We start from the raw sequence: 14,447 nt of genomic DNA, 5'->3' as shown, positions 1-14,447 counted from the left end.
ATTGTTGCTATCTTAAAAGAATATCCAACAGCTAAATTCGCTTTAGAAGGACATACTGATTCAGACGGTAAAGACGATGCTAACTTAGTATTATCTCAAAATAGAGCTGCAGCTGTAAAATCTTTCTTAGTTGAAAATGGTATCGCTGCTGACAGATTAACATCTGAAGGGTTTGGAGAAGCTAAACCAGTTGCAACAAATGCAACTAAAGCTGGAAAAGCACAAAACAGAAGAGTAGAAGTTAAATTAGTAAAATAATTTACCTTACATAATATTTTAAAAAGGTCTCAATTTATTGAGACCTTTTTTTTATCTTTATTGCCATGGAGGCATCATTTTTATCTAAACTGGCAAAAGAGTTACTAAGTAATAACTCTTCATCATTACACCACACCAATATTGTTTTACCAAACAAAAGAGCCAAAATATTTTTAATTGAAGAATTAAAAAAACAATCATCTACAACTTTTTTAGCACCTAAAATAATTAGTATTGAAACGCTAATTGAGGAAATTGCGCAACTTAGAACATTAGATAATATTGAGCTTTTGTTTGAGTTTTATATTGTTTATTTAGATAATACTGAAACATCAAAACAGCAAGATTTTGAAGAATTTTCAAGTTGGGCGGTTACGTTAATTCAAGATTTTAATGAAATTGACAGATATCTTATCAATCAGAATGAAATATTTTCGTATTTATTAGATATCGAACGCATTAAACATTGGACTCCAAATGTAAATAACCAATCTAAATTAATTGAAAACCATTTAGATTTTTGGAAATTAATGCCTTTTTATTATCAAAAATTTACAGAACATTTAATAAATAAAAAAGTAGGTTATCAAGGTTTACTATATAGAAAAGCATCAGAAAATTGTTTAGCTTTTGCAAAAAAATCCGAAGATAAAACGTTTGTATTTGCTGGTTTTAATGCGTTGAACGCCTCAGAAGAAAAAATAATCAAATGTTTATTAGAACATAATAAAGCCTCTGTATTTTGGGATATAGATGCGGTTTTTTTAAAAGATGAATTTCATGACGCAGGCTTGTTCTTACGTCGAATTAAAAACTCTTGGAAACATTTTGAAACCCATCCTTTTAATTGGATTACTGATACTTTTTCAAGCGATAAAAATATTGAAGTTATTGGCACGCCAAAGTCTATTGGTCAGGCAAAAATTGCAGGAAAAATTATAGAAAAAATTGTATTTGAAAACAAATCATTAGAAAATACTGCACTTGTTTTAAGTGAAGAAAATATTCTAATACCAATTTTAAATGCATTACCTGTTGAGGTTGAAGATTTAAATATTACGATGGGTTATCCGAGTAAAAATAATCCAGCACAAATATTAATTTACAAATTATTTCAACTGCATTTAAATGCTCAAAATAGAAATAAAAAACAAAGTGTATTTTACTATAAAGAAGTATTAGAAATTTTAAATAATCCATTAATTGTTTCAAGTATTCAAGCGAATGAAGTGGTTAAAATTATAAAAAATTCTAATTTAACCTTTATTACCAGTAATCGACTAAGCGAATTATTTTCTAAATATGATTTATCTAGTAATGAATTAGTGCAACATTTGTTTTTCGATTGGAATGTATCTGTAAATGAAATTTTAGAGAAATTAAAAGCCATTCTAATTTACATTAAAACACATTTAAGTAATCAAAATGAACAAGATAAAGTTACTAAAGCATTTGTGTTTTCAATTTATAATGTCATTTTAAAAATAACAAATTACTTCGAAACGTATAATAAAATTGAAAATTTAGAAATTTTATTTTCTATTTATAAACAAGTTATCGATCAGGCTCAGGTTTCTTTTGAAGGCGAACCACTCAAAGGTCTCCAAATTATGGGAATTTTAGAAAGTCGTGTTTTGGATTTCGAAAATGTAATTATTACTTCGTTAAATGAAGGTAAATTACCTGGCGGAAAATCGAATAACTCCTTTATTCCATACGATGTAAAATTAGAAAAAGGATTGCCAACATATAAAGAACGGGATGCCATCTTTACCTATCATTTTTATCGTTTATTGCAACGGGCTAAAAATATTTATTTACTTTATAATACCCATTCTGAAGGTATTGATGCTGGAGAGAAAAGTCGATTTATTACTCAATTAGAGATTGAGCATTTACCAAATCATAATTTTAAAAAGGTATTTTACAACGCAATTAAACCCGATACAATTTATCAACCAATTGAGGTAATAAAAACACAACCAATTTTAGATCGATTAGAAGAAATTGCAACTATAAAAGGTTTTTCGCCTTCATCATTAACCAATTATTTGCGAAATCCTATTCAGTTTTATTACCAACGAATATTATGCGTTCGCGAAAATGAAGAAGTTGAAGAAAATGTGGCAGCTAATACATTAGGAACCATAATCCACGAAGTATTAGAGAAAATGTATGCTCCTTTTGAAGGCAAAAATATTCAAATTCAAGTTACAGATATTGATGTGATGATTCAAAATATAGAAGCCATTACATTAGAAAAATTTATAGAAGTATATAAAGAAGGAGAAATTAAAAAAGGTAAAAATTTAATTGCTTTCGAAGTAGCTAAAAGAAACATTTATAATTTTTTAATTCAAGAAAAACAACATATTGAAAATGGTGACGAACTATTTATTTTGTCTTTAGAAAAACCGCACGAAACCATATTTGAACATCCTAATTTACCTTATCCGGTTAAAATTTCAGGAAAAGTAGATAGAATTGAATTGCGAAATAACACGATTCGAATCATTGATTACAAAACTGGTAAAGTTGAAGCGAATAAATTAAAAATAAATACGTTTGAAGGATTAACACTCGATTTGGCTAATGATAAAATTATTCAATTATTGTGTTATGCATTAATGTTTCAAACCAATCCTTTAAAAGGAAATTATAATGTGGAAGTCGGAATATTATCATTTAAAAATATGAAAGCTGGATTTTTACCTTTTACATTTGGCAAGGGAAGAGGCATAGTTGGCGAAACAGTAATTACAGCTGAATTTTTAGAAAATTTTAAAGAAGAATTGGTAATTTTAATTCAAGAAATTTTAAATCCTGCGATTTCTTTTAAAGAAGTGATTAAATAATTTTTTTTACAAAAGCGCAAAGTTAATTACGAAGATTTCAAAGGTATTTATATATGTCTCGTTGAAGTTTTGCGAGCCTTGCGAAATTTTTGTGAGCTTTGCGGTTAAGATTTCAAAAATCCAACCATAACTTTTTCCAATTCCGATTGGTTTTCGAGGTGACTCATATGTCCGTCATTGAAAGTAATTAGTTTTACATTTGTGCCTTCAATTTGTTCTAAATTCTCTTCGTAATTTAAAACAGGATCTTTTTTTCCTAAAATTAGTAAAATTGGATAGTTGGCAAAACGTAAAATTACTTCTCGGTCTTTTCGTAATTTCATACCTTCCTGAGCAGCAATAATTCCTTGTAATGGTGTTTGAAGCGCTTCTTCTCGAACCCATTCAATTTGTTCCGAAAGTTTTGTTCTGTTTTCTTCTGAAAATAAATTAGCGATACTCATTCTGACAGCAGCCACATAATTTTGTTTCACGGCTTTTATCGCACGCGTTCTATTTGCAATGCGTTCCTCGTTATCGGCCCGAGATGTCGAATTTAATAACACTAAACCTTTCATAAATTCTGGATATAATTCGGCAAAAGCCAATGCTACATAACCACCCATTGAATGTCCAATGAAAACTGCTTTTCTGATTTTCAATTCGGAAATAACATGATGCACAGCATCCGCCATGTCTTCCATACTATGAATATATCCTAAACAATCCGTTTGCCCGTGACCTAACAAATCAATGCAAACTACACGGTTTTTTTTAGCTAAAACAGGTGCTAAATAGTTCCACATCGTACTATTTTCCAAAAAACCATGTAACAAAACAACCGCATTTCCTTTTCCTTGGTCGGTATAACTGATTTTAGTGTTTTTGAAATTCGTGGTTTTCATAAATACAAATGTAGAATTTAAACGCAAAGAGCGCAAAGTTTTTTCGTAAAGTCCGCAATGTTTTTTGTGTTCAAAAAAAACGGCTCACTTTCGCAAACCGTTTAAACTGAAACCTGAAACCTTAAACTTGAAACAAATCTAACTATTCATTATCGATTCAATTTCATCTGCTTCGATAGGAATATTTTTCATTAAGTTGAAAGGTTCTCCTTTTGATTGAATCACCACATCGTCTTCTAAACGAATTCCAAAACCTTCTGCTGGAATATAAATCCCTGGTTCTACCGTAAAAACCATATTAGCTTGCATTGGTTCATGTAATAATCCGTAATCGTGCGTGTCTAATCCTAAATTATGCGAAGTGCCGTGCATAAAATATTTTTTATATGCTGGCCATTCTGGGTTTTCAGTTTGAACATCTGCTTTCGTGATTAAACCTAAACCTATTAATTCGGAAGTCATGATTTTACCAACTTCTACGTGGTATTGTTTCCAATTTGTACCTGGAATCAACATTTTTGTAGCTTCGTTTTTTACATTTAAAACGGCGTTGTAAACCGCTTTTTGTCTGTCAGAAAATTTTCCAGAAACCGGAATCATACGAGTTAAATCGGAAGAATAATTGGCATATTCTGCACCAACATCTAATAAAATTAAATCGCCAGCGTTACAAATTTGGTTGTTTTCTATATAATGCAACACATTTGCATTGTTTCCTGAAGCTATAATTGGAGTATAAGCAAAACCTTTCGAACGATTACGAAGAAATTCGTGTGCTAATTCGGCTTCAATTTCATACTCGGTTACACCAGGTTTTACGAAATTTAATAATCTTCGAACTCCTTTTTCTGTAATATTACACGCACTTTGAATTAAATCTAACTCAATTTGGTCTTTTACTGAACGTAATCTTTGTAAAATAGGATTTGATTTTTCTACTTTATGCGCAGGATATTCGTTTTTCCACCATTTTATAAAACGGTCTTCTCGAGTTTCTGTTTCTACTGCTGCTCTATAATGTTCATTGGTGTTTATGTACATCGTATCGGCATACATCATCACTTCTTTTAAAACTTTATGAAAATCTTGTAACCAATATACTGATTTGATTCCCGCTACTTCAAAAGCGCGTTCTTTAGTAAGTTTTTCGCCTTCCCAAATGGCAATATGTTCGTTGGTTTCTTTTAAAAAAAGCACTTCTTTTAAATGTTCATATGGCGCATCTGGAAATAATAATAAAATACTTTCTTCCTGATCCACACCAGATAAGTAAAAAATATCGCGATGTTGTGCAAATGGCAATGTACTATCTGCAGAAACAGGATAAATATCATTCGAATTAAAAATAGCAACTCCATTTGGCTTCATTTTCGCCATAAAGTTTTTACGATTTTTAATAAAAAGTTCTCGGTTAATTGGTAAATATTTCATTTTTTTGGAAGTATTAGTAAAGTTTTCAAAATTAATAACTTTCAAACAAATAGTTGTCAAATAATTCTATTAATTTTGAATCAAATAAAATTATATTAAAATGAAAAATCTTGTTTTCTTAGTTTCGTTTTTTAGTACTTTACTTTCTTTTGGTCAAGATACTAATTTTCAATCCGTTGCTTTTCAAAATATTGGACCAACAATAATGAGCGGCAGGGTAGTAGATTTAGCTGTAAATCCTCAAAATCCGACTGAATTTTATGCGGCATATGCTTCTGGAGGTTTGTGGTACACTAACAATAACGGAACCAGTTTTGAACCTGTAATGGATGCTGCGCCAACTCAGAATATAGGTTGTGTTGCTGTGGATTGGAATTCGGGATTAATTTTGGTAGGAACAGGTGAAGTAAATTCTTCTCGTTCTTCTTATGCTGGAATTGGGGTTTTGAAATCTACAGATAAAGGTAAAACGTGGACTAATATTGGTTTGACAGATAGTCATCATATTTCTAAAATTTGGATTAATCCGAAAGATAACAACGAAATTGTCGTAGGTGTTTTAGGGCATTTGTATTCAAAAAGTGAAGAACGAGGGATTTTTAAAACCACAAATGGAGGAAAAAGTTGGGCTAAAACATTATATATTAATGACGAAACAGGAATTGTAGATATTAGTTTTGCACCAAACAATCCAAATATTATGTTCGCATCGGCTTGGGAACGCGAGCGCAAAGCTTATAATTTTAAAGGAAATGGAGTTCATTCTGGTATTTATAAAAGTGAAGATGCTGGTACGACTTGGAAAAAAATTCATGCCAATTCTGGTTTTCCATCAAACAATGGTATTGGTAGAATTGGTTTAACTTCATATAACGAGAATATTGCTTATGCGATCGTAGACAATCAAAATTTGCGACCAAATGCTTCTAACGAAAAGCCGAAAGATGCCAATGCCGCTTTGTTTGAAGTGGAAGTAATTGGTGCAGAAATTTATAAAACCACCGATTCTGGAAAAACGTGGACTAAAACAAATGACAAATTTATTGATGATGCCTTTTATTCTTACGGATATTATTTTGCAGATATTACTGTGGATGAATCTAATGAAAATCGTTTATATATTTCTGCTGTCCCGTTACTATTTTCTAATGATGGAGGAAAATCTTTCGAATCAATCAGTAAAGATAATGTTCATTCTGATCATCACGTTTGTTGGGTGAATCCAAAAAATTCAAATCATCTAATAAATGGAAACGATGGTGGTGTGAATATTACATTTGATAATGGGAAACATTGGATAAAATGCAATAACCAAGCCGTTGGGCAATTTTATTCTGTAAACGTAGATGAAAAAGAAAATTACGAAGTATATGGTGGCTTGCAAGATAATGGTGTTTGGGCGGGTCCAAATAATTATGAACATAATGTAGAATGGTTACAAGACGGAAAATATCCTTACGAATTTTTAAGCGGTGGCGATGGAATGCAAGTTCAAATTGATACGAGAACTAATAATTTGGTTTACACGGGATATCAATTTGGAAATTATACCAAAATAGACAGAATTTCAGGAGAAAGAAAATACATTACGCCTCAGGCAGATAAAAAAGAAGAACCTTACAGGTTTAACTGGCAAGCACCTATTTTGTTGTCTTCTCACAATCAAGATGTTGTTTATTTTGGCGGACAATATGTGTTTCGTTCGATGAATCAAGGCAAAAACTGGGAAAAAATTTCTACCGATTTAACCAATGGAAAAGTGGATGGGAATGTGCCTTTTGGAACTATAACAGCTATAGCTGAAAGTAAATTTAAATTCGGAAAATTAGTTATTGGAACAGATGATGGAAATGTCTATATGACAAAAGATAGCGGCGAAAATTGGATAAAAATATCAACTAATTTGCCACAAGGATTATGGGTGTCTCGTGTGCGATTTTCAACGTTTAAATCCGATAGAATTTATATTACGTTAAACGGATATAGAAATGATAATTTCACTACTTATGCCTATGTTTCGGAAGATTTAGGCACAACTTGGAAATTATTAACAGAGAATTTCAATCAAAATGCTGCTAATGTAATTCTTGAAGATTCTGAAAACGAAAACATTTTATATTTAGGTACAGATACTGGTTTATTTATTTCTATTGATAGAGGAACAACTTGGCAAGATTTTTCAACCGACATTCCAAATGTAGCTGTACACGATTTGGTCATTCAAAAAAGAGAAAAAGATTTAATTGTAGCCACTCACGGTCGTTCATTGTATAAAGTAAATCTTTCGAACATTCAACAAATTAATGAGAAAACACAGACAAACGGCATAGCATTATTTCCTGTAAAGAATATTTCTTATTCTAAAAATTGGGGGAATAAGCGTTCTGCTTGGGGCACCGAAAACACACCAAATGTATTAATTTGGTATTATGTAAAAGAACTTTCAAATACGGTTTTAACGATAAAAAATAAATATGGAATTGTAGTTTTTAATCGTCAAAATAAAGCAGATAAAGGAATGCTTAAAGTAGATTTTGATTTAAGTATTGATGAAAAAATAAAAACCGCAGTAGAAAAGAAGGATAGTAAAATAAAAATCAATCAATCTGGAAATAAAAAATATTATTTACCTGCGGGAAAATATACAATTGAATTAGAAAATAACGGAAAGAAGGAAACGCAAAATTTAGATATAACAGAAAAAAATCAAATGAGATAGAATTTGTTTGTAAACTCAACACTTAATATGTTGATATTCAACAAATGTTAAACTCATTTAAAATGATTATAAATTAACTTTCAAAGGTTGTAAGTCTTACTTATAACCTTTATTTTTGCTAACATTAAAATATTCAAATTAACATTAACTATAATTATGGCAAAATCAGCATTTTTAAAGTCATCTATTGCAAAAAAATATTGGATGGCACTTACGGGATTGTTCTTGTGCTTGTTTTTAGTTGGGCATTTATTAGGTAACTTACAATTGTTAGCTGGCGACACTATTGAAGCGGCGTTACAATTTAATAAGTACGCATTATTTATGACTACTAACCCAGCAGTAAAATTACTTTCTTATTTAACGTACATTTCTATTATTTTCCACGCTATCGATGGGATTTATTTAGCAATTCAAAACCAAAAAGCTCGTCCAGTTGCTTACGCGATGAGTAATCCTTCTAAAAATAGTAGTTTTTCTTCAAGAAATATGGCGGTTTTAGGAACTATTATTTTGGTTTTTATCTCTACACACATGATTAATTTTTGGGCTAAAATGCATTTTGATGCTAGTATGCCTTTAGTTACAAAAACACAAGGAAATCAAGGTCAATCACAATCTATGCTTATTGGAACACCAGATTCTAAAATTCAGACGATTCCTTTGCCTCCTGGTGGCTCTTTAAAAACATTAGTAGAACAAAATAACAATCAACCTGGGAATACTACTAAATTAGTTATCGAAGGTTCAAATATTGTTAAAGACGCTAAAACAGGTGAAGTTTTATTTATTGGTTTCAAAGATTTACACAAATTAACCTATGCTTTCTTTAAAAGTAATGGAAAATTATTCAATTTAATTCCAAACGAAGGGTTGTTTTTCGTTGTATTTTATGTATTATCTATGATGGCATTAGGTTTCCATTTATGGCATGGTTTTCAAAGTGCTTTCCAATCTTTAGGAGCAAATGGTAAATTTACACCAGCTATTAAATCAATTGGAAAAGCATTTTCTGTTGTAGTTGCGTTTTTATTTGCAATTATTCCAATTTACATTCACTTTTTTACAAAATAAAAACATATGGCATTAGATTCTAAAATTCCTCAAGGTCATATTTCAGAAAAATGGACCAACCATAAGAACAATCTTAAATTGGTGGCTCCAAACAATAGACCAAAAATTGATGTAATCGTAGTAGGAACAGGTTTAGCAGGTGCTTCGGCTGCTGCTTCATTTGGAGAAATGGGTTACAACGTAAAAGCATTTTGCTTTCAAGATTCACCTCGTAGAGCACACTCAATTGCGGCTCAAGGAGGAATAAACGCTGCGAAAAACTATCAAAATGATGGTGACAGTACTTACAGATTATTTTATGATACTATTAAAGGTGGTGACTACCGTGCGCGTGAAGCAAACGTACACCGTTTAGCAGAAGTATCTTCAAATATTATCGACCAATGTGTGGCACAAGGCGTTCCTTTTGCTAGAGATTATGGTGGATTATTAGATAACCGTTCGTTTGGTGGAACACAAGTACAACGTACTTTTTATGCCGCTGGACAAACAGGTCAACAATTATTATTAGGAGCATATTCTGCATTATCTAGACAAATTGGTTTAGGAAATGTAAAAATGTATAACCGTCACGAAATGCTTGACATTGTAAAAGTTGATGGTAAAGCTCGAGGAATTATTGCTCGTAATTTAATTACTGGTGAGTTAGAACGTCATTCAGCTCATGCTGTTATTATTGCATCGGGTGGATATGGGAATGTATATTTCTTATCTACAAATGCAATGGGAAGTAACGTTACAGCTTCTTGGAAAGTACACAAAAAAGGAGCACATTTTGCGAATCCATGTTTTGTACAAATTCACCCAACATGTATTCCAGTTCATGGAACCAATCAAGCCAAATTAACGTTAATGTCAGAATCGTTACGTAACTCTGGTCGTATTTGGGTTCCTGCTAAAAAAGAAGATGCTGAAGCAATAAGAGCGGGTAAATTAAAACCAACTCAAATTGCGGAATCAGATAGAGATTATTTCTTAGAAAGAAAATACCCTGCTTTTGGAAACTTAGTACCTCGTGATGTAGCGTCTCGTGCAGCGAAAGATGTTTGTGATGCTGGTCACGGAATTGAATCAAACGATACGAATGAAGGTGTTTATTTAGATTTTGCTTCAGAGATTATCACAAAAGGAAAACAGGCTGCGTTTACGCAAGGAGATCATAATCCATCTGATGATAAAATTCAAGAATTAGGAAAAAAATGGGTAGAATCTAAGTATGGTAACCTTTTCACGATGTATGAAAAAATTACAGATGAAAATCCATATGAAACTCCAATGAAAATTTATCCAGCAGTTCACTATACAATGGGTGGTGTTTGGGTTGATTATAATTTAATGTCATCTATTCCAGGATGTTTCGTAGCTGGTGAAGCCAATTTCTCAGACCACGGAGCTAATAGATTAGGAGCTTCTGCATTAATGCAAGGTTTAGCAGATGGTTATTTCGTATTGCCTTACACGGTTTCTAACTATTTAGCAGACGAAATTAGAACAGGTAAAATTGCTACAGACACCCCAGAATTTATGGAAGCTGAAAATGCAGTTCGTCAGTCTATTGAGCAATTAATTAACAATAACGGAACAAAATCTGTTGACTATTTCCACAAAAAATTAGGACTAATTATGTGGAATAAAGTAGGAATGGCACGAAACGAGAAAGGATTAACAGAAGCAATTGAAGAAATTGGACAATTAAGAGAAGATTTCTATGCAGATGTTAGAGTTCCAGGTGCAGCAAACGAATTGAACCAAGAATTAGAAAAAGCACTTCGTGTAGCTGATTTTATTGAATTGGGACAATTAATGGCAAAAGATGCTTTATTACGTAAAGAATCTTGTGGTGGACATTTCCGTGAAGAATATCAAGATGCTGAAGGAGAAACACTTCGTGATGATGAAAATTTCGCTTATGTTGCAGCTTGGGAATATAATGGAAGCGATGCAAGTAAATCAGTACTTCATAAAGAAGAATTGAAATATGAGTTTATCAAAATTGCAGCTAGAAACTATAAATAAGATATTATGAGTGCTAAAAAAAATATAAATATCAACCTTAAAATTTGGCGTCAAAAAAACGCTGGAACTAAAGGTAAAATGGAAACATATAAATTAGATAATGTTTCTACTGACAGTTCTTTCTTAGAAATGTTAGACCAATTAAATGAGCAATTAATCAATAACCAACAAGAGCCAGTAGCCTTTGACCACGATTGTCGTGAAGGAATTTGCGGAATGTGTTCGTTATATATTAATGGTCGTGCACACGGTCCAGATACAGGAACAACTACGTGTCAGTTACACATGCGTAAATTTAAAGATGGCGAAACTATTTTTATTGAACCATGGAGAAGTAAAGCGTTCCCAGTTGTAAAAGACTTAATGGTAGATAGAAGTGCTTTTGACAGAATTCAACAAGCAGGTGGATTCGTATCTGTAAATACTTCAGGTCGTACTATAGATGCTAATGCAACTCCAATTAACAAACAAGATGCAGACAAAGCTTTTGAAGCAGCAGCTTGTATTGGATGTGGTGCTTGTGTGGCGACTTGTAAAAACGGTTCGGCAATGTTATTTGTTGGAGCAAAAGTTTCTCAATATGCATTATTACCACAAGGAAAAGTAGAAGCTACAGAGAGAGTATTAAATATGGTTCGTCAAATGGACGAAGAAGGTTTCGGAAATTGTACCAATACAGGAGCATGTGAAGTGGAATGTCCGAAAGGAATTTCTTTAGAAAACATCGCTCGTATGAATAGAGAATATTTAAAAGCAAGTGTGCTTTAATTAGAACACAACTTTTTTAAAATAAAAAACGCATTCAAATTGAATGCGTTTTTTTATACTATTTTAACTCCAATTCCTGATCTACATCCCAATTGGCTCTTACGTCAATTAAACCGGGAAAATAAATCATTTCTTCGGGTTGTAATTTGGTTTTGAAATTTCCTGAATCCCAAATTCTATTTTTGTTGTCATCGTAAAACATACGTACTTGATAGTTGCTTGGCTGAATAGCTTCAAAATATAATTCAGTTTCTTTAGTACAGTATTTTTGGCTAACGATATCTCCTGAAGTATTTAAAATTTGTACCATATACGGAAATCTATTGATGTTTTTCAATCGCAATTTTAAATTCCCAAAATCGCTTATCGCACCTTTGTCAAAGGTAAATTTTAAACTATCAGACTTGGTTTCGTATTCATCTTCTATGGCACCTGGCAGTAACTCGAGTTCGTATTTTTCGTTTTCTTCTTGTTTAAAATCAAAAGAAATCAATTGTTCAAAATCATTAATTTCTGTTGTGAAGGAGACTGAAGTACTATCTTTTTTTCTCAGAAATATTTTCTCAGCATTTATTTTTTTAATTGGCGTAGTGGTTTCTAAACTAAGTTTTTCGTTAAATTGGAATTTTTTATTAGCAAAAAGCGTCACTTTTAGTGAATCTGCTTCTTTTAGCTTTTTTAATTTCACTACATAATTTTTCAAATAGTTATCAGATTTCACAAGTATTTGTATAGAATCTTTAGCTTCTTTAGGCATAAAAACTTGTAAAGTATCCGATTTTTTATTCGCTGATTTTGCAAATCGTAAAGGTGTTTCAATGTTATTTTTTTTATAAAATAGTTTCACATTGTTAGCATTGCCTTCGTAACCTAAAAACAATTTGTTATTACTTTCCAGTGTGGGCGAATAGGTTTTGATTTCGTTTTTCTCTGCAAATAATTTTAAAGTATAACTACTATCTGAAGGAATTTTTATTTTTTCCTTTTTAAAGGCAATTTTTTCCGTTTTAGCCTGATAATTGTAATTGTTGTTTTTGTCTTTTAAAGCCACTAAATAATAGTTACCTACTTTTATGTTTTCAATAGTAAACTTTGTGTTTTTTTCTAACGTATTGGTAATATAAACAGGTTTGTTTTTGTAGACCAATGAATCATTATACGTTTCAGCGTCATATAACATCACGGTTACAAATTCATCTGTTTCTTTTTCAAATGCATCTACAATTTCTCCAGAAACCTTTAAAGAATCAACAAATGCTCCAGTTGAAAACACATATTTAAATTGCGAATACGGGATGCCTTCGTTATAATCTGTAATACTTTGGCCAAAATTAAAACTATAGGTAGTATTCGGTTTTAAATCTTCATTTAAAGTAATTGAAATGAATTTACTTGCACTTCCTTGTGGCACAATTGTTGGATTTTTTGCCATAGGTGGCGATACAATCAATTGTTTGTTAATGTCTTTTACTTTTATGTATTCGCTAAAATCAATTTTAATAGTTTTCCCAGAAAAATTGGTTTCATAATTTTTCGGTATACTTTTTACAATAACGGGTGCTATACTATCCTTTGGGCCACCAGAAACCATACCTCTTTTGGCACAACTGATAAATACAAGAGAAATTATAGTAAGAAGTAATATGATTTTTTTCATTAATTATGTCTCTATTTAATCTTGCAAAGTAACAATTATATTCACTTGCATCATAATATTTAAATAAATTTTATGATTGTGTATACGCCATTGTTACGATGCTAATTCTGGTGTTTTTAATTTTTAATATTTCTTTAGCACACACTTCAATAGTTGCGCCAGTAGTAAAAATATCATCTACAAGTAGAATGTGTTTTCCTTCAATTATATGAGCGTTTTCAATTGAAAATACATTTTTATTGGTTTCTAACCGATTTTCTTTTGATTTTTGAATTTGTGATTTTAAGTTAATTGATTTTACTAAAACATCATCAATTATAGGAATAGCTAAGTTTTTCTCTAATGCTTCACAAAAAGTAGTAACTTGATTGTATCCTCTTTCGTGAAGACGTTTTTTATGTAAGGGCACAGGAATTATTACATCAATAGAATTAAAAACAGGTAAATCTAATACGTTTTTTGAAAAAATATTTCCTAAAAAAGTGCCGATTTCTTGTTGATTTTTATATTTTAAATTGTGCATTAATTGTTGCGCAATCCCTTTTTTTCTAAAATATAATAACGAAGCACCAAATTCAAAAGGCACTATGCCATAAAAAGCCCTATGCATTTCATGATCCTTTAAATTATGATGATGAGTAAGTGGCAAATGATGCATGCAAGTGGTGCAAATAATTTTTTCATTTTTCAAAAGTAATTTCGAACAGCCATTACAAAACGCAGGAAATACCACGTTTAACAGATTTTTATGTATTTGGTCGAAAAATTTTATCATATTAAAACAT

10 protein-coding genes are annotated in these 14,447 nt (G+C 31.3%); 6 read left to right on the top strand and 4 right to left on the bottom strand.

All coding sequences use genetic code 11. From position 1 onward, the window contains the following. Positions 1-258: OmpA family protein (locus ABWO04_RS06330; RefSeq protein ID WP_353078353.1), on the top strand; the 258-nt coding region annotated here is incomplete at its 5' end. A 65-nt stretch (positions 259-323) separates the two neighbouring features. Continuing rightward, complete coding sequence (locus ABWO04_RS06325; protein WP_353078351.1) at positions 324-3,113, top strand: PD-(D/E)XK nuclease family protein; 2,790 nt, start codon at positions 324-326, stop codon at positions 3,111-3,113. 104 nt (positions 3,114-3,217) lie between these two features. Here the strand turns inward: ABWO04_RS06325 and ABWO04_RS06320 are convergent, their stop codons facing one another. Both ABWO04_RS06320 and ABWO04_RS06315 read right to left on the bottom strand, forming a co-directional pair. Next, entirely contained in the window at positions 3,218-3,997 is a 780-nt protein-coding gene (locus tag ABWO04_RS06320; RefSeq protein ID WP_353078349.1) for an alpha/beta fold hydrolase, read from the bottom strand. Positions 3,998-4,135: 138 nt separating this feature from the next. Next, positions 4,136-5,428 carry an aminopeptidase P family protein gene (locus tag ABWO04_RS06315; RefSeq protein ID WP_353078347.1) on the bottom strand — a complete coding sequence of 431 codons (1,293 nt, stop codon included), beginning with the start codon at positions 5,426-5,428 and terminating at the stop codon, positions 4,136-4,138. A 100-nt stretch (positions 5,429-5,528) separates the two neighbouring features. Here ABWO04_RS06315 and ABWO04_RS06310 point away from each other — a divergent pair, with 100 nt between their 5' ends. The 4 genes from ABWO04_RS06310 to ABWO04_RS06295 all read left to right on the top strand — a co-directional run bounded on the left by ABWO04_RS06310 (position 5,529) and on the right by ABWO04_RS06295 (position 12,005). Next, positions 5,529-8,147 carry a WD40/YVTN/BNR-like repeat-containing protein gene (locus ABWO04_RS06310; RefSeq protein WP_353078345.1) on the top strand — a complete coding sequence of 873 codons (2,619 nt, stop codon included), beginning with the start codon at positions 5,529-5,531 and terminating at the stop codon, positions 8,145-8,147. A 156-nt stretch (positions 8,148-8,303) separates the two neighbouring features. Continuing rightward, positions 8,304-9,221, top strand: coding sequence for a succinate dehydrogenase cytochrome b subunit (locus ABWO04_RS06305; protein ID WP_353078343.1), 918 nt, complete (start codon positions 8,304-8,306; stop codon positions 9,219-9,221). A gap of 6 nt (positions 9,222-9,227) precedes the next feature. After that, a complete protein-coding gene (locus ABWO04_RS06300) occupies positions 9,228-11,237 on the top strand; it encodes a fumarate reductase/succinate dehydrogenase flavoprotein subunit (RefSeq protein WP_353078341.1) in 2,010 nt (669 codons plus the stop codon). Between the two features lie 6 nt (positions 11,238-11,243). Continuing rightward, positions 11,244-12,005: a succinate dehydrogenase/fumarate reductase iron-sulfur subunit gene (locus ABWO04_RS06295; protein ID WP_291241383.1), complete on the top strand. Its 762-nt coding sequence runs from the start codon at positions 11,244-11,246 to the stop codon at positions 12,003-12,005. Between the two features lie 58 nt (positions 12,006-12,063). On the opposite strand, the gene ABWO04_RS06290 is transcribed toward ABWO04_RS06295, so the two are convergent. Then, positions 12,064-13,662: an Ig-like domain-containing domain gene (locus ABWO04_RS06290; protein ID WP_353078339.1), complete on the bottom strand. Its 1,599-nt coding sequence runs from the start codon at positions 13,660-13,662 to the stop codon at positions 12,064-12,066. 70 nt (positions 13,663-13,732) lie between these two features. Continuing rightward, positions 13,733-14,447: ComF family protein (locus tag ABWO04_RS06285; RefSeq protein WP_353078338.1), on the bottom strand; the 715-nt coding region annotated here is incomplete at its 5' end.

Origin of the sequence: Flavobacterium sp. (genome assembly GCF_040382755.1) — a bacterium.
Lineage (GTDB): Bacteria > Bacteroidota > Bacteroidia > Flavobacteriales > Flavobacteriaceae > Flavobacterium.
Note: the sequence above shows the minus strand (reverse complement) of the source record. Positions and strands in the feature narration are given on the sequence as shown.